General features: G+C 62.6%; 24 protein-coding genes. 3 read left to right on the forward strand and 21 right to left on the reverse strand.

Going from position 1 to position 23909, the window contains the following annotated elements; translation table 11 throughout:
- Positions 1-39 precede the first annotated feature (39 nt).
- From ACSW29_RS25305 to ACSW29_RS25335, 7 genes are all read right to left on the reverse strand, one after another.
- Positions 40-474, reverse strand: coding sequence for a TM2 domain-containing protein (locus ACSW29_RS25305; RefSeq protein WP_448278587.1), 435 nt, complete (start codon positions 472-474; stop codon positions 40-42).
- The gene (lgt, locus tag ACSW29_RS25310) at positions 471-1568 is read right to left on the reverse strand and encodes a prolipoprotein diacylglyceryl transferase (protein ID WP_448278588.1); all 1098 of its coding nucleotides are present in this window, start codon (positions 1566-1568) and stop codon (positions 471-473) included. The genes ACSW29_RS25305 and lgt overlap by 4 nt, the downstream gene beginning before the upstream one ends.
- Positions 1565-2368 carry a tryptophan synthase subunit alpha gene (trpA, locus tag ACSW29_RS25315; protein WP_003944010.1) on the reverse strand — a complete coding sequence of 268 codons (804 nt, stop codon included), beginning with the start codon at positions 2366-2368 and terminating at the stop codon, positions 1565-1567. The genes lgt and trpA overlap by 4 nt, the downstream gene beginning before the upstream one ends.
- Positions 2365-3726: a tryptophan synthase subunit beta gene (gene trpB, locus ACSW29_RS25320; protein ID WP_317828948.1), complete on the reverse strand. Its 1362-nt coding sequence runs from the start codon at positions 3724-3726 to the stop codon at positions 2365-2367. Before trpB ends, trpA begins: the two co-directional genes overlap by 4 nt.
- 74 nt (positions 3727-3800) lie before the next feature.
- The gene (trpC, locus tag ACSW29_RS25325) at positions 3801-4610 is read right to left on the reverse strand and encodes an indole-3-glycerol phosphate synthase TrpC (RefSeq protein WP_003944016.1); all 810 of its coding nucleotides are present in this window, start codon (positions 4608-4610) and stop codon (positions 3801-3803) included.
- 125 nt (positions 4611-4735) lie between these two features.
- Positions 4736-5383 carry a TIGR02234 family membrane protein gene (locus ACSW29_RS25330; protein ID WP_347873123.1) on the reverse strand — a complete coding sequence of 216 codons (648 nt, stop codon included), beginning with the start codon at positions 5381-5383 and terminating at the stop codon, positions 4736-4738.
- A 71-nt stretch (positions 5384-5454) separates the two neighbouring features.
- On the reverse strand, positions 5455-7041 hold the full coding sequence (locus ACSW29_RS25335) for an anthranilate synthase component I (protein ID WP_230813285.1): 1587 nt from the start codon (positions 7039-7041) through the stop codon (positions 5455-5457).
- Between the two features lie 57 nt (positions 7042-7098).
- Between ACSW29_RS25335 and ACSW29_RS25340 the strand changes: the two genes are divergently transcribed.
- Complete coding sequence (locus ACSW29_RS25340; RefSeq protein ID WP_230813286.1) at positions 7099-7557, forward strand: peroxiredoxin; 459 nt, start codon at positions 7099-7101, stop codon at positions 7555-7557.
- Between the two features lie 39 nt (positions 7558-7596).
- Here ACSW29_RS25340 and ACSW29_RS25345 read toward each other — a convergent pair whose 3' ends face one another.
- The gene (locus ACSW29_RS25345; protein WP_317828947.1) at positions 7597-8379 is read right to left on the reverse strand and encodes a dioxygenase family protein; all 783 of its coding nucleotides are present in this window, start codon (positions 8377-8379) and stop codon (positions 7597-7599) included.
- 175 nt (positions 8380-8554) lie between these two features.
- Here ACSW29_RS25345 and ACSW29_RS25350 point away from each other — a divergent pair, with 175 nt between their 5' ends.
- Positions 8555-9064: a MarR family winged helix-turn-helix transcriptional regulator gene (locus ACSW29_RS25350; RefSeq protein ID WP_347872870.1), complete on the forward strand. Its 510-nt coding sequence runs from the start codon at positions 8555-8557 to the stop codon at positions 9062-9064.
- A 30-nt stretch (positions 9065-9094) separates the two neighbouring features.
- On the opposite strand, the gene ACSW29_RS25355 is transcribed toward ACSW29_RS25350, so the two are convergent.
- Positions 9095-10633 (reverse strand): FAD-binding protein, encoded by a 1539-nt coding sequence (locus ACSW29_RS25355; RefSeq protein WP_448278589.1) that lies wholly within the window; start codon positions 10631-10633, stop codon positions 9095-9097.
- A gap of 199 nt (positions 10634-10832) precedes the next feature.
- Here ACSW29_RS25355 and ACSW29_RS25360 point away from each other — a divergent pair, with 199 nt between their 5' ends.
- Positions 10833-11423, forward strand: a complete 591-nt coding sequence (locus ACSW29_RS25360) for a TetR/AcrR family transcriptional regulator (RefSeq protein ID WP_003943994.1) — start codon at positions 10833-10835, stop codon at positions 11421-11423.
- Here the strand turns inward: ACSW29_RS25360 and ACSW29_RS25365 are convergent.
- From ACSW29_RS25365 to ACSW29_RS25420, 12 genes are read right to left on the reverse strand one after another with little or no spacing between them, the layout of a single operon-like run.
- Positions 11420-11887, reverse strand: a complete 468-nt coding sequence (locus ACSW29_RS25365) for a hypothetical protein (protein ID WP_347872872.1) — start codon at positions 11885-11887, stop codon at positions 11420-11422. The two genes, ACSW29_RS25360 and ACSW29_RS25365, sit on opposite strands and share 4 nt — an antisense overlap.
- Positions 11884-12420, reverse strand: coding sequence for a hypothetical protein (locus ACSW29_RS25370; protein WP_448278590.1), 537 nt, complete (start codon positions 12418-12420; stop codon positions 11884-11886). Before ACSW29_RS25370 ends, ACSW29_RS25365 begins: the two co-directional genes overlap by 4 nt.
- Positions 12387-13706 carry an MCE family protein gene (locus tag ACSW29_RS25375; RefSeq protein ID WP_448278591.1) on the reverse strand — a complete coding sequence of 440 codons (1320 nt, stop codon included), beginning with the start codon at positions 13704-13706 and terminating at the stop codon, positions 12387-12389. Before ACSW29_RS25375 ends, ACSW29_RS25370 begins: the two co-directional genes overlap by 34 nt.
- Positions 13703-14836, reverse strand: a complete 1134-nt coding sequence (locus ACSW29_RS25380; RefSeq protein WP_448278592.1) for an MCE family protein — start codon at positions 14834-14836, stop codon at positions 13703-13705. Before ACSW29_RS25380 ends, ACSW29_RS25375 begins: the two co-directional genes overlap by 4 nt.
- Complete coding sequence (locus tag ACSW29_RS25385) at positions 14833-16095, reverse strand: MCE family protein (RefSeq protein WP_448278939.1); 1263 nt, start codon at positions 16093-16095, stop codon at positions 14833-14835. Before ACSW29_RS25385 ends, ACSW29_RS25380 begins: the two co-directional genes overlap by 4 nt.
- Positions 16095-17108, reverse strand: a complete 1014-nt coding sequence (locus ACSW29_RS25390; RefSeq protein ID WP_050794052.1) for an MCE family protein — start codon at positions 17106-17108, stop codon at positions 16095-16097. Before ACSW29_RS25390 ends, ACSW29_RS25385 begins: the two co-directional genes overlap by 1 nt.
- A 5-nt stretch (positions 17109-17113) precedes the next feature.
- Complete coding sequence (locus ACSW29_RS25395) at positions 17114-18136, reverse strand: MCE family protein (RefSeq protein WP_448278593.1); 1023 nt, start codon at positions 18134-18136, stop codon at positions 17114-17116.
- The gene (locus ACSW29_RS25400; RefSeq protein ID WP_317828938.1) at positions 18133-19302 is read right to left on the reverse strand and encodes an MCE family protein; all 1170 of its coding nucleotides are present in this window, start codon (positions 19300-19302) and stop codon (positions 18133-18135) included. Before ACSW29_RS25400 ends, ACSW29_RS25395 begins: the two co-directional genes overlap by 4 nt.
- 9 nt (positions 19303-19311) lie before the next feature.
- On the reverse strand, positions 19312-20184 hold the full coding sequence (locus ACSW29_RS25405) for an MlaE family ABC transporter permease (RefSeq protein ID WP_448278594.1): 873 nt from the start codon (positions 20182-20184) through the stop codon (positions 19312-19314).
- On the reverse strand, positions 20181-20921 hold the full coding sequence (locus ACSW29_RS25410; RefSeq protein WP_448278940.1) for an MlaE family ABC transporter permease: 741 nt from the start codon (positions 20919-20921) through the stop codon (positions 20181-20183). Before ACSW29_RS25410 ends, ACSW29_RS25405 begins: the two co-directional genes overlap by 4 nt.
- Before the next feature lie 34 nt (positions 20922-20955).
- Positions 20956-22209, reverse strand: coding sequence for a cytochrome P450 (locus ACSW29_RS25415; protein ID WP_448278595.1), 1254 nt, complete (start codon positions 22207-22209; stop codon positions 20956-20958).
- Positions 22210-22262: 53 nt separating this feature from the next.
- Complete coding sequence (locus ACSW29_RS25420; RefSeq protein ID WP_317828936.1) at positions 22263-23900, reverse strand: acyl-CoA synthetase; 1638 nt, start codon at positions 23898-23900, stop codon at positions 22263-22265.
- Positions 23901-23909: the final 9 nt, after the last annotated feature.

A 23909-nucleotide genomic window follows, 5' to 3' on the forward strand; every position in this document is an offset into this window, starting at 1 on the left:
CAGTCCCCCACACATCTGTCCTCAGTTCGTGCTCGCGACTCATCCTCGCAATGGCCGGCGAGCACCGTCCCGCGCATTGCCCGAAAGTATCACGATGCCGTCGATGAACGCCCAGATCCAAATTCCGATGGCAAATGGAATTCCGATGAGGAATGCCGACATGAACAGCGCGAAGAACATGCCGAGCAGTTGGCACAGTCCGATGCCGACACTTCCGATGTAGAGGCGCCCGACTCCACAGATTCCGAAGAAGCCCAGCAAGATCTGCAACAGGCCAGCGGTGGCCTTAGACTTGTCGGAATACGGTTCCCCGGTTACCGGGTGCCGACCGTACGGCGCGTAGGGATCACCGAACCCGTACATCGACGGAGCCGACGGTGACTGCTGATAGCCGTACGGATTGGGCACGCCGTACACCGGCCCCTGATCCTCGGGGAATCCCCCCTGCGAAGGGGGAGAAGAGGGAACTGTCACGGCTTGTCTTTCTTCGACAGCTTCACCGCGTCCGACGACTCATCCGTCGCTGCTGTGGAGGCGCTTGCCTCACTGGAATCGGATTCCGTGGAGTCGGATTGAGGGGAATCAAATTCAGTAGCCTTTGTACCAGCCTTTGCACCAGCCTTTGTATCGGCTATTGCTGAATCACTCTCGGTACCGGGCGTCGCGGCTCCTGCTTCACCGGCAGATACCGCAGCAACGTAGTTCTTCGACTTCAAATCAGCCGGATCCTCACGACCCTTCTTCGCCAGGAAGAAGTAGGCAAGTGCGGCGAAGAACACGATCCCCGAAGTGAAGGTGTTGACTCGAATGCCGGCGATCTCGTAGGCAAAATCGTCGCGCATCAGCTCGACGACGAACCGGCCCAGGCAGTAGCCCGCGACATACAAAGCAAACAGGCGTCCATGGCCGATCTTGAATCGGCGGTCGACGAAGACCAGCAGGATCACGATCAGGACGTTCCACACAGCTTCGTAGAGGAACGTCGGGTGAACGACCCGGATGACTTCCCCGTTGGAGACACCTGCCAGTTGATCGAGTTGGCCGGACGAGTTCACACGCTCGAAGATCTCGAGGCCCCACGGCACGGTGGTCTCGCGACCGTACAACTCCTGGTTGAAGTAGTTGCCGATACGGCCGATGGCCTGCGCGAGCAGGATGCCGGGCGCAATCGCGTCACCGAGGGCAGATACGGGAATGCCGCGTCGCCGGCAGCCGATCCACGCACCGATGCCGCCGAGGAAGACAGCTCCCCATATTCCGAGGCCACCCTGCCACACCTTGAGTGCGTCGAGAGGCTGACCGTTCTCGCCGAAATAGGCGGGCCAGTCGGTCAATACGTGGTAAAGCCTGCCACCGATCAGACCGAAAGGAACAGCCCAGATCGCGATGTCGAGAACGGTCCCCTTCTCGCCACCGCGGGCGACCCAACGACGATCTCCCCACACGATCGCGACGATGATGCCGAGGATGATGAAGAGCGCGTAGGCGCGCAGCGCCACCGGTCCGACGTACCAGACGCCTTGGGGCGGGCTGGGGATATAGGCCAGCAGTTCCACAGTTGAGGTCACGACGCCACGGTAGCCGAGCGGACGCCCTCAGCGAGTTCTTCGGTGAGCGAGCGAACTGCACCCAACCCGTTCTCGACCGCGGAGACCAGGGCCGAACCCACGATGACGGCATCGGCGTATGCCGCGATTTCGGCAGCTTGTGCGCCAGAGCGAACTCCCAATCCGACGCCGACGGGGATGTCGGAGTGCGCGCGGATTCGTGCGGTCAGTTCCGGAGCCATGGACGAGACGGCGTCTCGCGCGCCGGTGACACCCATCGTCGAGGCCGCGTAGATGAATCCGCTGCTCGCGTCGAGCGTCATCGCGAGCCGTTCCTCGGTCGAGGATGGAGCGACAAGGAAGATCCGGTCGAGGTGGTGCTCCTCGGATGCTTCCATCCAGGCGCCTGCTTCTTCCGGAATGAGGTTAGGAGTGATGAGTCCGAGCCCACCGGCGGAAGCGAGGTCTCGTGCAAACTTGTCGACGCCGTACTGGAGCACCGGGTTCCAGTACGTCATCACAACGGCCTTGCCGCCGACCGAGCTGATCTGCTCGATCACGGTGAAGATGTCGCGAAGGCGAACGCCGTTGGTGAGTGCGGTTTCGGCTGCGCGCTGGATGGTCGGACCGTCCATGACCGGATCGGAGTACGCGACACCGACTTCGATGATGTCGCAGCCACCGTCAACCATCGCCTTGAACACGTCGATCGACTCGGGAACCGTCGGGTAACCGGCAGGAAGGTATCCGACGAGGGCGGCGCGCTTGTCAGCCTTGCACGCTGCAAAAGTGGGTGCGAGGCGTGATGGTCGTTCGCTCACTTGTCCGAGCCTTCCGTGTTGTCGTTCTGGTCTGCTCCGTTATCCGGAGCGGTTGCCTGATCCGAAGGTCCGTCGAAAAGTCCGAACCAGCTTGCGGCGGTATCCATGTCCTTGTCACCGCGTCCGGAGAGATTGACGACGATGATCGCGCCCTCGCCGAGTTCCTTGCCCAGTCGGAGTGCGCCGGCGACGGCGTGGGCGGATTCGATGGCCGGGATGATGCCTTCGCGGCGCGAGAGCAGCAGAAGCGCATCCATGGCTTCGCTGTCCGTGACGGGTTCGTAGGTAGCGCGCCCGATGTCGCTGAGATAGGCGTGCTCGGGCCCGACACCCGGGTAGTCCAAACCGGCAGAAATCGAGTGCGATTCGATGGTCTGACCGTCTTCGTCCTGGAGCAGGTAGGAGTAGGCGCCCTGGAATGCACCCGGTGTACCACCGGCGAATGTTGCTGCATGCCTACCAGTTTCGACACCGTCACCGGCCGCTTCGTAGCCCACCAGCCGTACCGACAGATCGTCGATGAACGGGTGGAAGATTCCGATCGCATTCGAACCACCTCCGACGCAGGCTGTGACTGCGTCGGGCAGGCGGCCGGTCAGTGCCTGAACCTGGACACGTGTTTCGAGGCCGACCACTCGCTGGAAGTCGCGAACGATGGTGGGGAACGGGTGCGGACCTGCCGCGGTACCGAAGCAGTAATAGGTGTTGTCCGCGTGGGAAACCCAGTCGCGCAAGGCTTCGTTGATCGCGTCCTTGAGCGTGCGCGAACCGGTCTCGACCGAGACGACCTCCGCGCCGAGTAGGCGCATGCGGGCGACGTTCAGTGCTTGACGTTCGGTGTCGACAGCACCCATATAGATGACGCACTCGAGACCGAGAAGTGCACAGGCGGTGGCCGATGCCACACCGTGCTGGCCTGCTCCGGTCTCGGCGATGATGCGGGTCTTACCCATGCGCTTTGCCAGCAGAACCTGACCGAGAACGTTGTTGATCTTGTGAGAACCTGTGTGGTTCAGATCTTCACGCTTGAGAATGATGCGCGCACCACCGGCGAACTCGCTCATTCGCGTTGCCTCGAAAATCGGCGACGGACGTCCGGTGTAATCGCGCTGCAAGCGATCGAGTTCGTTCAAGAACGTGTCGTCCGCGCGAGCCTTTTCGTACTCCGCGGTGACCTCTTCGATGACCGCCATGAGAGCTTCCGGCACATGCCGTCCGCCGTAGACGCCGAAATGGCCTCCGGCATCGGGATCATGTGAGCGCTCGGTGAGTCCCGCGCTGGCGGGCGGCAGATTGCCGCCCTTGAATGCTGCACCTGATACTGCATCGGAGCCTGGTTCCTGAGTACGTGAAGTCACCCCACCAGTCTGCCCCAAGGGTGCCGCTGGTCACCGCCCGGGTGCGTCAAAGCACGCCGGGCCGGTGATGCGCTTTATCGAGACGGTTTCGGGCAGGACGGGTGCGCGCCGGCGTTGACCAGATCTGCGACTGCCTTGCGAGGGTCACCGCTGGTCACGAGGCCTTCACCGACGAGCACCGCGTCGGCACCCGCACCGGCGTACGCCAACAGATCGGCAGTTCCGCGAACACCCGACTCGGCGATCTTGATCGTCTCGGTCGGTAGACCGGGAGCAATGCGACCGAAGGTGTTCTTGTCCACCTCGAGAGTCTTGAGATTGCGGGCGTTCACACCGATCACCTTGGCGCCGGCTTCGAGCGCGCGGTTGGCTTCTTCTTCCGTGTGCACCTCGACGAGGGCAGTCATTCCGAGGGATTCGGTGCGATCGATCAGCGAGGCGAGCGCCTGCTGTTCGAGCGCGGCAACGATCAGCAAGATGACGTCGGCACCATGAGCGCGAGCCTCGTGAATCTGGTACGGCCCCACGATGAAGTCCTTGCGCAGCACCGGAATGGTGACAGCTTTGCGGACCGCGTCGAGATCGGCGAGCGAGCCGTGAAAACGGCGCTCTTCGGTGAGAACACTGATGATGCGTGCGCCACCGGCTTGGTAGGCCGCGGCAAGCTCTGCGGGATCGGCGATGTCGGCCAACGCACCCTTTGACGGGCTCGCTCGCTTGACCTCGGCGATGACGCCGATGCTCGATTCCAGAAGTGCTGCTGCAGCATCGAGTGCAGGCGGTGCAGCGGCGGCAGCAGCCTTGACTGCAGCGAAGTCGAGTACGGCTTCGCGGGCGGCGACATCAGCGCGCACCCCGTCGAGAATCGAGTCGAGTACGGTCATCGTGGCCCGAATCCTTTCTGGGCAAGAGCCCGATGTGAGATACGTCATCAGGGTGCTCTCAGCCTAGTGGGACGAAATTTTGCTACTCCGTCGGGGTACCCACGCAGGTGAGGCTTCAGTCTTATTCAGTGCGACGAACGCGGTTTCGCACCGCTGTCGCCCCCGGCTCCGTCGTCCCCGTCGGCGACAGTCGGGTCCTCTCCGGCGTCGAGCGCGTCCCACAACATCCGTTGCGTCACAGGCTCGTCCGATGCGGCGGTGTCAGCCTTGCCCAGTTTTGCGGCCGCCTCCCGACGCGCAGCGGGGTTGTCGTACTTCGACGACAACCCGCCTCGCACTGGAGGTTTGCGCATCAGGAGCACTGCCGCACCGAGCGCCGCCACCGCTCCGACCAAGGCCAGCAGGGCAGGCAGTACCGAAACAGTCGTCGAGAGGTCTTCCGGGTGACCGGACAACTCGGCCAACTCCACCGCTCGATCCGCAGAAGCTCCGGAAACCAACAACTGCACCGCCGGAACCGCAACCGCTATTGCGACGAGTGCCACCAACAGTCCGACTACCCGCAGGGCCCAACCTCGCACCGCAAACGAAGCCGCGATCGCCGCCAGCAGCGCAAGCGCGAGTGGAGTCATCGCCGCCGCCCACGTGCTGCCGTCGAGGTCCGTCGTCCGCTCCAGCGTCTTGCCGTCACTCGAAGTCAGATGAACCCACGTCATTCGCGAACTGCCCCACAGAGCAGCCGCCGCCAATGCGAGTAGAAGCGTTCTCGGCACTGCCGTTCCACGCGAAGTACCTGTGGGCCGTCCGGTTGAAGGTTGCTGCGCTGCGGTCGACTCGTTTTCACTCACTGATCGTCACCTCCGATGGTGCGCAGGGTGTGCGCCGACGCGATGGCGCTCAGTACTGCCATCGCCTTGTTGCGGGCCTCGGTGTCCTCGTACACGGGATCCGAGTCGGCCACGACGCCGGCGCCCGCTTGGACGTATCCGACCCCGTCCTTGATCAATGCCGTTCGGATAGCGATCGCGGTGTCGGCGTCGCCGGCGAAGTCGAGGTAGCCGACGATGCCGCCGTAGATACCCCGCCTGGTGGGCTCGAGTTCTTCGATCAACTGCATTGCCCGCACTTTGGGCGCCCCCGACAGGGTTCCAGCGGGAAAGCATGCGGTGACCGCGTCAAGAGCGTGCTTTCCCTCGGCCAGATGACCGGTGACGGTCGAGACGAGATGCATGACATGGCTGTAACGCTCGATGTGCCGATAGTCGTGAACCTTCACCGTGCCCGGGCGGCAGACACGACCCAGATCGTTTCGCCCGAGATCGACGAGCATGAGGTGCTCGGAGTTCTCCTTCTCGTCGGCGAGGAGATCCTTCTCGAGCAGAATGTCGTCCTCCTCGGTGGCACCGCGCCATCTGGTTCCTGCGATCGGGTGCGTGGTCGCGACACCCTCGGCGACCGTGACCAGTGCCTCGGGGCTCGAACCGACGATCGAAAACGCGGTCTCACCATCACCGTTCGGCACGTTGAGCAGATACATGTACGGGCTGGGGTTCGACGCACGCAGCATCCGGTACACATCGATCGGCGCTGCAGTGCAATCGATCTCGAATCGCTGCGAGAGGACTACCTGGAATGCCTCGCCCGCTTCGATGTCGCCGATCAGCTTCTTGACGTCGACACCGAAACTTTCGGTGGTGCGCTGACGGCGGTAGTTCGGAGTCGCTTTCGAGAAGGTCGAGACGGTCGATTTCGCCGGCGCCGCGAGAGCGCGAGTCATCGCGTCCAACCTGGCGACCGCGTCGTCGTACGCCGTGTCGACACGCTCGTCGGTACCGTCCCAGTTGACGGCATTGGCGATGAGGGTGATCGCCCCTTCGTGGTGATCGACGGCAGCGATGTCGGCAGCCAGCAGCATGACCATCTCGGGTATCTGCAGGTCGTCGACCGCCGAGTCACCCAATTTCTCGAGTCGCCGAACCGCGTCGTAGCCGAGGAATCCGACCATCCCACCCGTCAGAGGCGGCAGGTCGGGCAGCCGTTCCGAACGAAGTAGTTCAAGGGTGGCACCGAGCGCATCGATCGGGTCGCCGCCGGCAGGAGCGCCGGCGGGAACATTGCCGTACCAAGCGGCTTCTCCGTCCACGACAGTCAGTGCTGCCGGGCTTCCGACGCCGATGAACGACCACCGCGACCACGAACGACCGTTCTCGGCCGACTCGAGCAGGAAGGTGCCGGGACGATTGCCGGCCAACTTCTCATACGCCGAGAGCGGAGTTTCGGAGTCCGCCAACACTTTCCGAGTGACCGGAACGACCCGGTGCTCGGCTGCGAGAGCACGGAACTGCTCCCGAGTGGTGGTGGAATCGGACGCGTCACCGACGATCGCGGTGTCGGACGACCGTGCGGACATGGAGGTGGGCTCGCCGTGCATGGCTCCATCATCCCAGGCTCCCCCACGCGGGCGTCGTGCGCGGGTAACCTCGGCCGAATGAAACCAGGCCAACTCGCTCCCGAATTCTCGCTGCCCGACCAGGACGGAACTCCGCGCTCGCTGACGAGCCTGCTCGAGAACGGACCCCTGGTCCTCTTCTTCTACCCGGCAGCCTCGACGCCGGTGTGCACCGCCGAGGCGTGCCACTTCCGAGACCTCGGCGGCGAATTCGCCGCAGTGGGCGCTTCGCGGGCCGGCATCAGTACCGACACGGTCGAAGCGCAGTCCACCTTTGCAACCGCACAGTCGTTCGACTACCCCTTGCTTGCCGACACCGACGGCGCCGTAGCCGAACAGTTCGGCGTCAAGCGCGGGCTTCTGGGCAAGCTGGCTCCCGTCAAACGCTCGACCTTCGTGATCGACACCGACCGCACCGTTCTCAAAGTCATCTCGAGCGAGCTGCGCGCCAACACACACGGCGACCAGGCACTCGAGTTCCTTCGCAATCGGAACTGACTTCCCTGGGCAACCTGATTCTCTGGGCTACCTGAATTTCTAGGCGACCTGAATCGAGCGCTTCGCAAGTCCCATCCAAAATCCGTCGATCACCTGGGTGGGCACCTGTTCCGGATCGGACGACGCACCGAGCGTGACGAACAACGGGGCGAAGTGCTCGATGGTCGGATGCGCGTACGGCATCCCGGGAGCTTGGGCGCGGAAGTCGATCAACGAATCGACGTCGCCGGCAGCGAACCTCTCCCCTGCCCACGCATCGAATTCCGCCGACCATCCCGGGGCCTGCGCTACCGGCGACGGATCGCGCAGGAACGGTAGGCCGTGCGTGGTGAATCCGGATCCCACGATCAGCACACCTTGCTCGCGGAGGGGCCGTAGGCGCTCACCGAGATGGAGCAAACGCTCGGGGTCGAGAGTGGGCAGCGAAATCTGCAGAACCGGGATGTCTGCATCCGGGTACATCACCGTCAACGGCACATAGGCACCGTGATCGAGGCCCCGATTCGGCTGCTGAACCACCCGTTCGTTGTCCGGCATCAATGCGGCAACCTGTGCGGCGAGGTCCGGAGCGCCGGGAGAGTTGTACTTCGCGCGGTAGAACCTCTCGGGAAAACCGCCGAAGTCGTAGATGAGCGGGGTCCCCGTTGTCGTCGATCCTATCGTCAGCGGTGCTGATTCCCAGTGCGCCGAGACGACGAGAATTGCCGTCGGTCTCGGAAGATCGCCGGCCCACGCTCCCAACTGCTCGACCCACAACGCACTGTCCACCAGGGGTGGAGCACCGTGGCTGAGATACAGCGCAGGCATTGTCGTGGTGGACATACGGACTCCTCGGGATAGACATTCGTCGTCAAGTTGAAGGTTCAACCTAATATAGAACTCAACACTTTCGTCCCGCAACTATTCCCCGCAAGATTCTTCTGGACATGCGTCTGAGACGCTGTACACCAGCACGCTCTGTGCAAGAAGAATGCTCGACCCGAAGGAGAAGTCACCGATGAGTGAACCGACCGCGCAGACCGACGCGCAGTCTCAGACGAAGTGGCTCACAGCCGAGCAGCAGGAAGCCTGGCTGACACTGATCGCTCTCGTGACTCGGTTGCCGGCCGCACTCGACACTCAACTGCAACGAGATTCGGCACTCACACACTTCGAGTACTTCGTGCTGGCCGCACTCTCGGACGCCCCCGACCACAAACTCCAGTTGTCGGTACTGGCGCAGCGCGCGAACGCGTCCCTGTCCCGTCTCTCTCACGTCATCACGAAAATGGAGAAGGCCGGCTGGGTGAAACGGGAAGTCATCCGGGGAAGCCGTGGATCCAACGCGGTACTCACCGACGAAGGCATGGCAAAGGTTGTCGCGGCCGCGCCACCTCACGTCGCGTCTGTCCAAGGCCTGCTCTTCGAGGGCCTCGACGATCGCCAAGTTGCCCAGCTTTCGTCCCTGGGTACGGCAATGCTCACCCAACTGGACAAGGGAATCGCCGCCGGACTCGGCAAGGCCTGACCAGCCAGCCCCGAAACGAGCGACTGTTGCCTACGACGGCGGCTTCGTCAGGTCCAGCGCAGCCAGGTGACTGAACAGCATGCTCGCACCGATCGGGTTTCCACCGCCCGGATACACCGTCCCGCTGGCCGCTGCCATCGTGTTTCCGGCCGCATACAACCCCGCGATAGCCGTCCCGTCAGCCTTCAGCACGCGCCCGGTCGCGTCGGTACGTAGACCACCTTTCGTCCCGAGATCGGAGATACCGAAAGCAGCGGCGTGGAACGGTCCCTGATCTATCGGGACGAGTGGCGACGCGCCATCCGAGAAGGCTCGGTCGTACGCAGTATCTCCTCGACCGAAGTCCGTGTCGACGCCAGTTGCCGCCAATGCGTTGAACCGCTTCACGGCTTCCACCAGATTCTCCGCGGGAACATTGATCTGGGAGGCAAGGTCTTCGAGTGTCTCGGCACTCTTCCACAATCCGGCATCCACGTACTGCTCCGACGGAGCCAACGGGACGTTGGGTGCCTTCACCGGTGGCACTGAACCTTCCCGGCTATCGTAAATCATCCAATACGGAGTGGTCACTTTCCCAGCCCGCATGTGTTCGATGACGGCGCGGCCCAAGCGGTCGTACGGCGCAGATTCGTTGACGAACCGACAACCGTTGTCGTCCACGAAAATTCCGCCCGTGAACCACAGCGCAAACGCGGAGCGCCCATCTGGATGGGTGAGTCCAGGCGACCACCAAGCTTCGCCCATCAGGTCGGTGTCGGCACCCGCGGCGACCGCCGCCTGGTGCGCCTTCCCGAGGTTGCCGGGGCAGCCCATCGTGTCGAGAGCGGATCCGGGAACACCGAATTCGGCACGCATGGTCTCGTTCTGCTCGAATCCGCCGGCGGCGAGGATCACTCCTCTGCGTGCCTGGATGGTTCGACGCCTTCCATTTCGGTCGACGACGGCTCCGACCACCACTCCTTCCTCGACAACCAACTCCTCGAGTGTGGTCTTCAGGTGCATGGTGGCGTTCGGGAGTTCCGCAAGCGCCAACAGGAATCGTCCGATCAACGACTGTCCACCGACGAGGTACTTCGGCAACTCCTCCCCCAGCCGTTCCGTCGCCAACGGCGGACGAAGCGAATCACGAAGCGCACTTAGCTTGTTCGCGTTCATCGGCTTGGGAACAATGTGCCGTCCGCTCGCTCGAGCCTTGGGCTCTTCACCGAAGTAGTCAGGCCACGGCAGTATCTGAAATTCGAAGTTCGAGTCCTCTTCGAGGTAGTCGATCAACCCGGCGCCACCTCGAACGTAGGCTTCCTGAACGTCGGCGGGCGTACGATCACCCACCACTGATCGGTAGTACTCCAGTGCATCCTCGATGGTGTCGTCGTCGCCACCGCGGCGGAGAACAGCGTTGCACGGGAACCACATTCCGCCGCCGCCGGAGTACGCCGTTGTTCCGCCGTACTTGTCGGTTGCTTCGATCGCAATGACGTCGAGGCCTTCGCGGGCCGCCGTGTACGCGCCGGTGAGTCCACCGCCTGATCCCACAGCGAGTACGTCGCACGTCTCGTCCCACTTCGTCATCGTCAGCCTCTCCGATTCTGGGCACAATTTCCGAACATGTTCTAGAAATCGTTCTAACACATGGACTTAGCGATCGCGGGGGTTCGAAATTCTCTCCCACCGAGCGGGAGCGAGACATGACACCGAGCGGGGAGCGAGAAACGAGCGGCGATAGCGCACACTTTGCTCGCACGGGTCCGATCCCGTAGTGTCTGGACACATGTCTGGTAAGACCAAGTTCGAGTCCACTCGCCGCCGACTGACCCAGCAGCAAGCCGAAACCGTCGATCGATTGACCGCGGCAGCGATCACGGTCCTGCGCGACAAAGGGTTTGCCGATCTGACTGTGCGAATGGTGGCAGCGGAAGCCGGTGTAGCCGCGGCTACGGCGTACACCTATTTTTCGTCCAAGAGTCACCTTGTGGCAGAACTGTTCTGGCGCCGACTCGACGCGGTACCGCACGAGCCCTCCCCCGAGGCGGAACGAGAAGCGCAGGTCTGCTCGGTCCTTCGAAGCGTCGCACTCCTCGTTTCCGACGAACCGGAGCTGGCCGCGGCCGTGACCACGGCGATGATGGGCAACGATCCCGACGTCGAACACCTTCGGGGACGTATCGGCAAGAACATCCGCGAGCGGCTCATCGAGGCGCTGGGGCCGTCATACGATCCCGACGTACTCGAAGCACTCGAAATCTCCTGGTCCGGAGCGCTTGTCCGAGCCGGCATGGGTTACGAGTCCTATTCGCAGATCGCAGACCGGCTCGAAGTCACTGCCAGGCTGATCATGGCGGGCCGCGACAACCTTCACTAGATGGGGGTCATGGCACTCACCAGCCATGTGCCGTCGACTCGATCGAGTGTCACCTCGACTCGGCTCGACGTCGACGCTGGTGCCGGCCGCGCGATACTCGTCGTGATCTGATCGACGAACAGGAGCAATTCCGCTCGGTCTGCAGCAGCGGAGAGCACTCCGACATCGACTACTCGCGCCTTCGTGCTGATTCCTTGCTCCTTCGACTGGGGTGCAACGGTTTTCGATCCGAATTCAGCGAAACGGTCCTGAAATGTTCCACTTGCGCCCTCGGCAGCATGTGCAAGATCCTCGTCCACCGTGTCGCTGTTGTAGCTCAAGAGATTCTCGACGAGCATCGGCGCCACACCGATCACCTCGACACGTGCGGTTTCAGCGGCTGCCGAACGGTGGTGACTCCAGAGCAGAGTCCCGCCGACTCCCACCAAGATCAGCGCTGCAAACGCCAAGACCGCGCGCTTCACGGGACGAACTCCACACTCGACATCAGTACCCGATCGTCGACCTCTTCGACACCGACGCGAAGACGGTAGGTTCGCGCCGAAGACTCTCCCGCCGAATTGCCGACCTGAGCCGATGCCGCGATCAGTACCACCCCCGAGGTTCCGGATTCCGATGCCAGGGCTGCGGTGTCAACACGACCGTCGGAATCGACGGCGAAATCACGGATCGATGCGACGAACGCAGATTCACCGGACTTCAGTTCGTCTGCAAAAGTCCCCGTAGTCAGCGACTTCAGCGCCGCGAGATCCTCGTCGAGCGTGGCAGAGTGAACGTCGATCAGAGCAAGGGTTCCTGCGACAGCACCGTCGACGAACTCTTGACGCTGGGACTCTCGCGCGCGGTCCGATCGAACAGCCAGACAACCGAAGACCACAACGACGCTCAGAGCCGCGAGTGAAATCCAGACCAGGGCAGTGAGTACACCGCGCTTCCCTCCGACCGGATCCAGCACCTCACCTCTCAGCGATTCGTCGGCGTCAGCAACTGTTGCCACGGCTCACCCTCCCCCGGACCGGAGTCAGCCGGAGCCAACTCCGTGTGTTGATAGTCGACTCCGTCAGGCCCGGTGTACAACTCGCCGGGCGCATTGGTCCCCGACGGCACGTACGCTTCGGGACTCCGGCAGATCTCCGGGCTCGGTGCTCGTTTGCCCGGTACCTCCATACAGGGAATGTTCCGGGATCCACGAACTGCGAAGACCGAGTTCTGCGGAACTTTGCAGTACAAGTCGGCCGGGATGTCCGGGACGCTCATCTGGGTCGGGTCTCGTCGCTGATCGGCCGGAAGGTAGCCGGTCGAGCAGGCCGCAGGGTCCTGCGCTTGGAGATGGAAGTTGACGTTCGCGGCGCCGTCCACCTGCCCGCGTTGTACGACGGTTTCCTGTGCCGCGACCAGTGGCGGCAAGATGACGAGCACCTGCTCCAACCCGGCGTTGTACGTCAAAGCCACCTGAGCGGTGCTGGTGAAATTGGCAAGCAGCACAGGCAAAGTGGGTTTGAGGCCTTGAAACAGCAGGTCGGCTTCGGTCGCGAAGCCCGGTCCGGTCTCGAGGATATTGCGCACGGAGCCGTCGGCGACCTCCAACTGCCCACTGAGCTGAGCGACACTGGACGCCCACTGGCGGATCTGGTCGCCCGTCACCACCTGGGTCTGAAGGAGCGGATCCAACTGCTGTACGAGCGTCGTGGCCGGGGTTGTGGCGGCAGACATCTGATCGACGAACGAGGTGGTCGAATCCAGCAAACGTGCCAGGTCCTCTCCCCTGCCACCGAACGCTGCCGCGGACTCGTCGATCACCGATCGCAACTTGTCCTGCGGTACGGATGCGAGCATCGCCTGAGCCTGATCGAGGACCGGTCCGATCTCGGTCGGGATCGTGACAGCCCCAGGGCCGATCACGTCTCCGTCGGCCAGAAAGGGTCCGTCAGCGGTACTCGGTTGCATGTCGACGTATTGCTCGCCGATGGCCGACACACTTCGCACCGCTACCGTCAGCTCGCGGGAGGGAACGGGAACCGCACTCTCCAAGGATAATTCGGCTCGCACAACTCCCGGAAAGAGACGCACCGACCTGACCTGACCGATGGTGTCGCCGCGATACGTCACGTTCGCGTTCCGATAGAGGCCACCGGCGTCGGGCAGCTCGACAGTCACCGTATAACGCCCGATTCCGAGCATCGTCGGAACTCTCAGATACGAGATCGCCGCCGCGCCCATGCCTATCACTGCGAGGATCGCGAAGATCGTCAATTGCCTGCGCACCAACTTCGTGAGAATCATCGCCCACCGCCCTGGGCGGTCCGCCCTGTTTCAAGTGGGCCGGCCTGCCCTGTTCCAAGTGGAGCGGTCAAGGGATCGACCAGTATTCCGTTCTCCACCGGAGTTTGCGGCGCCCCGAACGGAGTGCCGAAGCCGAGCCCCGACCGGAGACGATTACTCGTGAGGTCGATCAGCGCCCACAGATTGGTGTAGTCGCCGCGCATTCCGTCGTCGATGGTCGTCTGGGGGAAGGGGAAGGTACTCAGGTTGCCCAAATTGTTGATCAGGTCCGGCCCCGTTTCGGCCACCTTCTGCAGCGTCGATTCCAAGGAGCTCAAATTGGCTTTCAGATCGTCGCGGGTCCGATCGACCAGATCGGTCCCGACGTCCCCGAACCTACCGACCGCATCGAGCGCGGTGGTCAGGCTCACGCGCTGGGCGCTCAGTTCCGCCAAGGCCGGATCGAGCGTCTCCAATGCCTGACCGAGAACAACTCTCTGGGCCGTGATTTCACCGGCGAAGACGTCGAGATTCTCCATGGTCGTGACCATCGCATCACGTTGGCGGTCGAGTGTTCCGGTCACGGTATCCATCTGACTCAGCAGGTCGCGAGCCGCATCGGTCCGTCCGCCGAGCGCCGTATTCAGCTCCGTGGTGATGCTGTGAATCTGAGCGAGCCCACCGCCGTTCAGGACCAATGACAGTGCTGTCAAAGCTTCCTCGGTGGTGGGATAGACGCCGGCCGACGCGAGGGGGATCACCGATCCCTCCGACAACCGCCCTTCCGGCGCAACGTCGGTAGGCGGCGCAAGCGCAACGTGTTTGGACCCGAGCAGGCTGGTTTGGCCGATCTTGGCCGTCGCATTGGCGGGCAGGGAGACCGAACCGTCGAGCGCAACCGTCACCCGTGCGTGCCAGTTGTCGGTCTCTATCGCACTGATACTTCCGACCGTCACGTCGTTGACCATGACCGGAGAGTTGGGACTTATCGACGTGACGTCCGGCATCTCGATCACGACTGCGAAACTCCCCTCACCGCGCCCAGCCGCGCCTGGCAGCGAAACCGAATTCAGCCCGCTCCATTGGCAACCCGTCAGAACCAGCACGGTGCTCGCCCCCAGACACACTGTTCCCCACCGGCGGCCAGTCATCGTGATCCTGTCGACGGCATGAGCAAGCCGGTCAGATCAGACGCCACCGGTACCGTCGGAAAGCTCAAGGCGCCAGTCGGTTCCAGATCAGGCTCGCTGTACACCAGTTGGTCCGGAAGAGCCCCGAGCGCCCGGGTCGGATTGATGCTCAGGTCCGGGTAGTTCGCCTTGATCGTGTTGAGCAACGGGCCGAGGTATTCGATGCACAAATCCGCGCCCTTCTTCGAGGTGTCGTTGGCCAGGCCGGCGATTCCGCCGCAGATCAAGTCGATCGGGTTGCCGACGTTCTGGAATGCGGGCACACCCACCATCGCTCCTTGGGCCGGCCGATAGACGTTGTAGTAGTTCGACAACGCTGTCGGAGCCAGATGCAGTACCTTCTCGAGGCCTGCGCGCTTGTCGACCAATACCTGGGACACGTCGGCCAACTTCGCGATCTGCTCCGTCAAGCCGGTTCGGTTCTGTTCGACAAACCGCTGTACGTCGACGACGGCGGCGTCCAGATCGGCGAGAGCCGGAGCCAATTGCGTCCGGCTCTCGGCGAGCACACTCGAGACATTTGCCAGTCGTCCTTGGAACTGAACGATCTGTTCGTCGCTTGCGGCGAGTGCGGTCGTGAAGGTCTGCAGGCCGTGGATGGTGCCGAACAGATCGGCTCCGCCTTCGTCGAGTGTGCTCATAGCCTCCGAGAGTTCGGTCACCGAGCGCCCCAGCGCTTCCCCGTTGCCGGCCAGTGCGGATCCGGCACCGTCGAGGAAGTTGGCGGCGGGACCGCGATCGTCCCCGTCGGGACCCAAAGCATCGGCAGCCCGGCCCAACTGTTCCTTGATCTGGTCCCACTCGACCGGGACGGCTGTTCGGTCGAGCCCGATCTCCGCACCGTCATTCAGTGCGTCGGCGCCGTCCGTCACCGCCGGCGTCAACTGCACGAAGCGGGCCGAGACCAGTGACTGGGCAACGATCACCGCTTTCGCGTCCTCGGCGACGGGAACCTCGCGCGCCAATTTCAGTTCGACGCGCATTCGATCTCCCTGTGGGGCGATCTCGGTGACGCGGCCGACGTCGACTCCCACGACACGAACGTCGTCACCGACATACAGACCGGTCGTCGAGGTGAAGTAGGCCGTCACGTTGTAGTAGCGCAGATGTTGCACCGCAAGGTATCCCGACACGACGACGATCGCCGCGCCGACGACGCTTCCACCGACGACGCCGATTCGACGCCAGTTCACCGGTTTGCGAACTCGTAAGGCACCCATCATCGAACCTCCGGAATCGGTAGCGGCGCAGGTGGTAGCCCGAACATCGCGTTGATCAACGGTTGGGTGTATTGCGCCGGTACCAGGTTCTGGACGTAGGCGTAATAGAAGGGACCGCTGGCCACGGTGTCGCCGAGCGTGCCCACGTACGTACCGAGACCGTCGATTCCCTGAGAAAGGTTGTCCTTGTTGTTCTGCAGAATGCCGACAACCGTGTCGAGTTTGCCGAGGACCGGTTGCAATTGCGCCTCGTTGTCGTGGACGAGTCCGCTCAGCTGGGTCGACAACGCCGAGATGTTCGTGATCACTTCCCCCAGCGCCGCCTGTCGCCGATCCAGTTCTCCCAACAAGGCATTGCCGTCGACGAGTAGCGCGTTGACCTGTGGTCCACGCTCGGCCAGCGTCCCGGCGACGTCGTTTGCATCGGACAGCAAGGTGCGCAACATGTCGTCGCGTCTATTGACGCTGTCGGAGATCCGTGCGACACCGTCCAGCGCCGGCCTCAGGTTCGGCGCACTGTCGGACATCACCTGCCCCACTGCGTCGAGTGATTCGGAGAGTTGGTCGAGATCGATGTCCTCGACCGTCGTGGTGAGGTCACCGAGCACGTCGGGCAGCGAGTACGCCGATCTTGTTCGCTCGACCGGGATCTCGCCGCCGACCGCGATCCTTCCCGGACCGTCCAGATCGAGCGATACCGCTCGCTTGCCGAGCAACGACATCGTGGTGACGGCCGCCGATGTGCTTTCTCCCAAACCGATCGAGCCTTCCAGTGTGAAATCCACGCGCGCGAGTCCGTGCTCGACCTCGATCCGATCCACCGTTCCGATCTTCACTCCGGCGGCGTTGACTTCGTCTCCCGGCGCGAGACCGCTGGCGTCGGCGAACACCGCGCTGTACCCGACACCCGATTTCAGGAACTGCAGATTCTGATACTGGAGCGATGCCAATACGACGGCGGCCGTGACGACCAATCCCACGACCCCCACGCGTACGGCCTGGCTCTGTGCCATCTCTCTCATCGTGGTGCGCACCTTCCGGTCGTCTGATCCACCAGGTCGACAGTGAGCGGCGTACCGTCGGCACCGTCGACCTTCAGTGCGATTCCGCACAGATAGAAGTTGAAGAACGACCCGTACGAGCCGACTCGGATCAGCTGCTTGTAGTTCGAGGGCATGGACGCGAGAATCCGATCGAGCTCACTTTGTTGCTCGATCAGCGGATTCAGGCTTGCGTCCAGATTCGACAGGTTTCCAGCGATGTCCGGGCGAACTCCGGCGAGGAGATCGGCGAAGGTGCCTGATGCGGTGTTCACACTCTCGACGGCAGTCCCGATCATCTCCCGGTCCGCCGCGAGCCCGCTGACCAGCTGTTGTAGGTGATCGAGAGTGTCACTGAACTGACCACCGCGGCTGCGCAATTCACTGAGCACACCGTCGAGGTTGCCGATCACTCGACCGATCAGTTGGTCGTGGTCCGCGAGAGTGTTCGTAATCGATCCGGTGTGCGCCAGCACCGATGCCACAGTTCCGGACTGTCCTTGAAACACCTCGAGCAAGGACATCGACAACGCGTTGACCTGCTCCGGGTCCAGGGCTTGAAACAGCGGCTTGAAACCACCGAGTAGCGCATCGAGGTCGAGTGCCGGTGCGGTGCGATCGACGGGAATGCTCTCGCCCTGTGGCTGCGGTCCCGCGATCCCCGGATCGTCGAGCAGTTCGAGGTATCGATTACCCACCAGATCCTGATATCGAACAGCGGCTCTGGTCGATACAGTCACGGTGTCACCCGTATCCACACTGAAACTCACGTGGGCACGGTGATTCCCACCGAATTCGACGGAGCCGACAGAACCGACCGGCACACCCGCGATGCGCACCTTGTCGCCGGCTCTGAGCCCGGAGGCGTTGACGAACTCCGCCGAGTACGACCTCGCGTCGCCACCTCGCATCTGGCCGAACACGAGGATCAGCCCGGCGTTGACGAGGATCATCAACAGAACAAAAATTCCGAACTTGACGGTGTACCCACGAACTTTCATCGGATCTCCGTCCCGAACAGGTAGCTCATCAGATCCGGGACCGTGTTCATCGGTTGCCCACCATTCGGCTGACGCTCGGGCGCAAACGGATTCACCCCGGTATCCGTCACCAGGTAAGGCGCATTGATGTTCGGGTCGCGCAGTGGAAGGCCCATACACTGCGGGCCACCTGTTGCCGCGACCTTCGGAAGGTCGTCGGGATATCGGTACGGTTCGGTTCCGGCGATCAGACCGATCGACATCTTGATTCCTGGTTGTCCGTTGTAGGCGCCGTCGCCGATCTTCTTGCTCTCCTGCAGTCCGTGGAACATGCAGGGAATCACCGGGGAGTATTCCTCGAGCAGTGCGGTGGTCGGCCGCAGTAACGACAGAACGGTGTCGATACCGTCGGCGTTGGCTCCCAGTACATCTTCTCCGGTGCGGGCGACCCCGATCACGTTGAGCAAGAGGAGATCAAGATTCTGCTGCTCGTCGAGAACAGTGGTTCCCGTCGTCGTGAGCGAGTCGAGGGTGCCCATCAAGTCGAGAACAGCGTCGCGGTAGGTCTGCGTGACGGTCGGCAGGTCGGTCAGCACGTGATCGAGCGCCTCACGTGCAGTGTTGAATTCGGCCAATGACGTATCAGCTTGTTCGAGTGCGACACCGAGGCGCTCGCCGCGTCCTTGCAGGGCGGTCGAAAGTGCGCCCAATGTCGAATCGAGCTTGCCCGGATCCACCGTCCTGAGCACGGTGGTCAGTTTCTCGAACACGGTGTTCAACTCGACGGTCACCCGGGAAGCGTCGATCGTCGCCCCGGAGGCAAGGCGCGTGCTCGCGGGCCGCTCCGGCGAGGACAGACTCACGAACTTCGCGCCGAAGGCTGTATTCGACGTGATCGCCACCTCTACGTTGGCCGGAATCGACTCGAGCGCTCCGGGATCGATCGACAACGACAGTCGTGCAGTGGCGTCGTCGTTCGGCGCGATGGACTCCACCGAGCCGACCGTCACCCCGGCCATCTTCACCCGTGCGCCGGGATCCATCACGAGTCCCGCGCGCTCCGCAATCACCGTGATCGGCACGCGGGGGACAAACGTCTGGTTGAAAGACGCGACCGCCAGGGCGATGACCCCGAGGATCGCCGCGGCCAGGCCGAGCGCAGCCAACTTGTAGCCGTATCTGTGCACGCAGTCCCCCTAACCGGACAGATTGAAGTTGCCGGAACCGCCGTAGAGTGCGAGTGAGACGAGCAGGGTCACCGCAACGACGCAGATAAGCGAGAGCCGAACCCCGCGGCCCACTGCGGTTCCCACGCCCGACGGTCCCCCGGACGCGTTGTATCCGTAGTACGTGTGGATCAGCATCACCAGTAGTGCCATCACGAGCACTTGAACGAAGGACCATGCGACGTCGACCGGATCGAGGAACGTCGTGAAGTAGTGGTCGTAAAGACCGGAGGACTGACCGAACAGCACGACCGTGGTGAATCGTCCGGCCAGAAATGATCCTACGAGCGCCAGTGAGTACAGCGGCAAGATCGCGATCATCCCTGCGGTGACGCGGGTGCTGACGACGTACGGGACCGAACTGATCGCCATCGATTCGAGGGCGTCGATTTCCTCACTGATGCGCATGGCACCGATCTGCGCGGTCGAACCTGCTCCGATCGTGGCCGACAGGCCGATTCCCGCGATGACCGGCGCAGCGATACGAACATTGATGAAGGCGGAGAAGAATCCGGTGAGCGCTTCGACTCCGATATTTCCCAGTGAGCTGAAACCTTGGATCGCAATGGTGCTGCCCGAGGCGAGAGTCAAAAATCCTACGACCGCAACAGTGCCGCCGATCACTGCCAAAGCTCCGGTGCCCATGCTGATCTCGGCTACCAGTCTCAACACTTCTTTCGGGTGTTTGCGAATTGCCCACGGGATGTGAGCGATGGCGCGCGCGAAGAAGACAGCTTGTCGCCCGACGTCGTCGATCGAGCGTGACGTTCGAGCCACCCGCGCCCGCGTGCGTCCGAACTTGCCGATTTGTGCGAGCGAATCCGACAGCGTCACCTCGATCACCCCGCCGTCAATCGGATGCCGATCGCGGTGACGATGGTGTTGACGACGAACAACGCCATGAATGCGTACACCACCGTTTCGTTGACGGCCTCTCCCACGCCTTTCGGCCCACCCCGTACCGACAGTCCGCGATAGCAGGCCACCAATCCCGCCAGCATCCCGAACAGTGCAGCTTTGACCATCGACAACGCCACCTCGGGCAGGCCGGTCAGCAACGTGATTCCCTCGACGAAGGCGCCAGGGTTCACGCCCTGGAGAAACACCGAGAAGGCGTAACCGCCGGCGATGCCGATGACGCAGACGAGTCCGTTGAGCAGCAAAGCCACCACAGTCGACGCGACCACCCGCGGAATCACCAGCCGATTGATCGGATCGATCCCGAGCACCTCCATGGCGTCGATCTCTTCACGAATCGTTCTCGATCCCAGATCGGCGGCGATGGCTGTCGCGCCCGCACCTGCCACGATCAGCACCGTCACCACCGGACCGACCTGAGTCACGGCGCCGAGCGCGGCCCCGGCGCCGCTGAGGTCGGCGGCACCGATTTCGCGGAGAAGGATGTTGAGTGTGAAACTCACCAGGACCGTGAACGGCACGGCTACCAACACTGTCGGCACGATCGACACCCGGGCGATCATCCAACTCTGCGCGAGAAACTCCTGCACCTGAAAGCGGGTGCGGAACAAGCCCACTGCGACATCGGCGCCCATCCGGTAGAACTGCCCGAGTTCGCGCATCGGGCCCGCAAGTGCAACTCTTCCGCTGTACACGTCAATGCCCCGAAGGACATGACGTGGAGTTGCCGTAGTCGACCTTGAATTCCTTGATCCCGTTGAGCCAACCGGACGAGAGCCTGCTCGGATCGCCGAGCTTGCTGATGTCGGGCATGTGATCGGCGATCTTGCCGAAGATCAGATCGACCTCCATTCTGGCCAGGTTGGCGCCGACGCAGTAGTGCGGTCCGGTTCCTCCGAACGCGAGGTGCGGGTTCGGGTCTCGGGTGATGTCGAAGACGTCGGGGTTCTCGAAGACGGTTTCGTCGAAGTTCGCCGAGCCGTAGAGCAGTACGACACGCTGCCCCTTCGCAATCGCAGTGCCGGCAATCTGTGTGTCCACCACTGCTGTCCGCTGCATCGACGTGAGCGGAGAAGCCCAGCGGATGATCTCGTCCGCGGCGGTGCGCGGACGCTCACGCTTGTACAGTTCCCACTGATCCGGATGCTCGAGAAACGCCATCATGCCGAGTGTCGTTGCGTTGCGCGTCGTTTCGTTGCCCGCGACAGCCAACATGATGACGAAGAAACCGAACTGTTCCGGGGTGAGTTTCTGCCCGTCGATATCGGCATGCACCAAGCGCGAGATGATGTCGTCGAGCGGTTCCTCCCGTCTCGCTTCGGCCAGTTGATAGGCGTAGCCCAGGATCTGCGCCGACGCCATCCGAGACTCGCCGGCGAGCGACTCGTCGTCGTATCCCGTCATCTGATTCGACCATTCGTACAGCTGACGGCGCCCGTCCTGCGGTACACCGATCAGCTCCGAGATCGCCTGCATCGGTAACTCGCTGGCGACCTGGCTGACAAAATCACCGCTACCTTCCGCCACGGCAGCCGACGCTATGTCTTCTGCCCGCGCTTTCAGCCCGGCCCGCATCGCTTCCACCGACCGCGGAGTGAACAAGCGCGCCACCAACTTGCGCAACTGCGTGTGCTCGGGGGCGTCCTTGTTGATCAGGACGTGTTTGGTTGCCTCCAACTCCTCAGCGGAGATGTTGTCCTCGTGGCGCGGAATACAGCCGTTGACATTGCTGGAGAACTCCTCGCTGCGCAACGAGACATCACGAACGTCTGCGTGACGAGAGACCACCCAACAACCACCGTCGTGGAATCCGCCGGTGCCCGGTTCCTGCGCGTTCCACCAGACCGGAGCGCACCGTCGTAGTTCGGCGAATTCGGCAAGCGGGACGCGCTCGCCGTACAGCTGGGGGTCGGTCACGTCGAACCCGTCGGGAAGGTCGATCTCAGGCATTGCAGATGCTCCTTTACGGATGGGTGCCGGGTGCCGGGTGCGGCGTGCGAGCGCTAGTCGATCCGATGGGCAGGGTCTCGGCTGTGCGAGTACTCCTTTGCCCAGCGGTAGTCCGGTTTACCGCTCGGCGCTCGAACAACGTCGTCGGCGATCCAGAAGGAACGCGGAATCTTGTAGCCGGCGAGGTGACTGCGGGCGTGCTTCTCGATGGATTCGAAATCCGGTTCCACACCGTCGCGGATGCGAAGCACAGCCGCCACCCGATTGCCCCACCGCTCGTCCGAAACACCGATCACTGTCGCGTCGTAGATGTCGGGATGGGCTTTCACCACTGCTTCGACTTCTTCCACGAAGACTTTCTCGCCGCCGGTGTTGACCACCATGTTTCCCCGTCCGAGGAGGGTGACCGAGCCGTCGTCCTCGATCCGAGCCCGGTCTCCGGTCACCACTGCCCGTGCGCCGTTCACCTCGCGGAATATCTCGGCCGACTTCACGGGATCCTTGTAGTAGCCGAGTGGGACGTTGCCGAGTTTCGCCAGCCATCCTTCGGCGCCCGAGCCCGGCTCCAACACTCGGTTGTCGTCGTCGACGACGACAGTGAATCTGTTGGCTCCCACTTTGGGGCCACCGCGCTGCTCGAGACCTTTGGTTGCGAATCCGATTCCGCCGAAGCCTGTTTCGGAGGAACCAACCGAATCGGAGATCATCAAATTCGGAAATACGTCGAAGAACGCGTCTTTGACCGAACCGGAGAAGAGTGCAGCGCCGGATGCGAGTACAGCCAGGCTCGACGCATCAGGTTGCAATTCGCGATGGGTTTCGACCAGGGGACGACCCATGGCGTCACCGGTGATGACCATGACCTGCGGCCGATATTCGGCGACGACCTGCCAGACGTGTGCGGCATCGAATTTGGGTTCGAAGATGACGGTGTTGCCCGAGAACAGCGCATTGAACGTCGGCATCAACGCGGACGTATGGATCAGCGGTGGAAGCATGCACCACCGCATGGGTTCGGCTGCCGCGGCGCCACCGCGCGACTGCTGGTACTCGTCGGCGATCGGCTCACCCGAATAGAAGTCGTAACCGCCGGCCAACACGCGCCAGATGTCTTCCTGCCGCCAGACGACGCCTTTCGGTCGTCCAGTTGTTCCGCCGGTGTAGAGAACATAGACGTCGTCGCCGGAACGCTCGGGAAATGCATGTTCACCTGCGCGAAGCGGAGATTGGTTGCCGAGCGCGTCGGCGTATGCCACTGCCCCAGGAATCGACGGTTCGTTCCCGAGAGCGAGTTCGTCCGCCGCCTCGATCAGGTACTTGACCCGCGGCGTGGCCACCAACGCCTCGGCGACCCGCTCAGCGAAACCACGATGGAAAACCAACGCCGTGAGATCCGCGTTCTCGTACAGGTAGACCAATTCGTCGCTCGTGTAGCGGTAGTTCACCGTGATCGGAACGCCGCGGATCTTGAAGGCCGCGAGGACAGCAACCATCGCCTCGATCGAGTTGTGCAGCTGAATACCGATGTGCGAACCGACACCCAACCCGACTGACTGGAAGTAATGCGCCAATCGGTTGGCCCGCTCGTCGAGCTCACGGTATGTCACCTCCTCGCCGGAAACGATCAGCGCGAGGCGATCGGGCATCACATCGACGGAATGCTCGAACAGGTCTGCAAACGTGTACGCCATAGGTTGAGT

The organism is Rhodococcus sp. GB-02 (genome assembly GCF_053470465.1).

Excerpts from the sequence above, each read along its gene's own strand:
- trpC (WP_003944016.1), bottom strand. The coding sequence starts at position 4,610 with ATGACCGTACTCGACTCGATTCTCGACGGGGTGCGCGCTGATGTCGCC.
- ACSW29_RS25335 (WP_230813285.1), bottom strand. The coding sequence starts at position 7,041 with ATGCACGGCGAGCCCACCTCCATGTCCGCACGGTCGTCCGACACCGCG.
- ACSW29_RS25340 (WP_230813286.1), top strand. The coding sequence starts at position 7,099 with ATGAAACCAGGCCAACTCGCTCCCGAATTCTCGCTGCCCGACCAGGAC.
- ACSW29_RS25345 (WP_317828947.1), bottom strand. The coding sequence starts at position 8,379 with ATGTCCACCACGACAATGCCTGCGCTGTATCTCAGCCACGGTGCTCCA.
- ACSW29_RS25350 (WP_347872870.1), top strand. The coding sequence starts at position 8,555 with ATGAGTGAACCGACCGCGCAGACCGACGCGCAGTCTCAGACGAAGTGG.
- ACSW29_RS25355 (WP_448278589.1), bottom strand. The coding sequence starts at position 10,633 with ATGACGAAGTGGGACGAGACGTGCGACGTACTCGCTGTGGGATCAGGC.
- ACSW29_RS25360 (WP_003943994.1), top strand. The coding sequence starts at position 10,833 with ATGTCTGGTAAGACCAAGTTCGAGTCCACTCGCCGCCGACTGACCCAG.
- ACSW29_RS25375 (WP_448278591.1), bottom strand. The coding sequence starts at position 13,706 with ATGATTCTCACGAAGTTGGTGCGCAGGCAATTGACGATCTTCGCGATC.
- ACSW29_RS25380 (WP_448278592.1), bottom strand. The coding sequence starts at position 14,836 with ATGACTGGCCGCCGGTGGGGAACAGTGTGTCTGGGGGCGAGCACCGTG.
- ACSW29_RS25385 (WP_448278939.1), bottom strand. The coding sequence starts at position 16,095 with ATGGGTGCCTTACGAGTTCGCAAACCGGTGAACTGGCGTCGAATCGGC.
- ACSW29_RS25390 (WP_050794052.1), bottom strand. The coding sequence starts at position 17,108 with ATGGCACAGAGCCAGGCCGTACGCGTGGGGGTCGTGGGATTGGTCGTC.
- ACSW29_RS25395 (WP_448278593.1), bottom strand. The coding sequence starts at position 18,136 with ATGAAAGTTCGTGGGTACACCGTCAAGTTCGGAATTTTTGTTCTGTTG.
- ACSW29_RS25410 (WP_448278940.1), bottom strand. The coding sequence starts at position 20,921 with ATGCGCGAACTCGGGCAGTTCTACCGGATGGGCGCCGATGTCGCAGTG.
- ACSW29_RS25415 (WP_448278595.1), bottom strand. The coding sequence starts at position 22,209 with ATGCCTGAGATCGACCTTCCCGACGGGTTCGACGTGACCGACCCCCAG.
- ACSW29_RS25420 (WP_317828936.1), bottom strand. The coding sequence starts at position 23,900 with ATGGCGTACACGTTTGCAGACCTGTTCGAGCATTCCGTCGATGTGATG.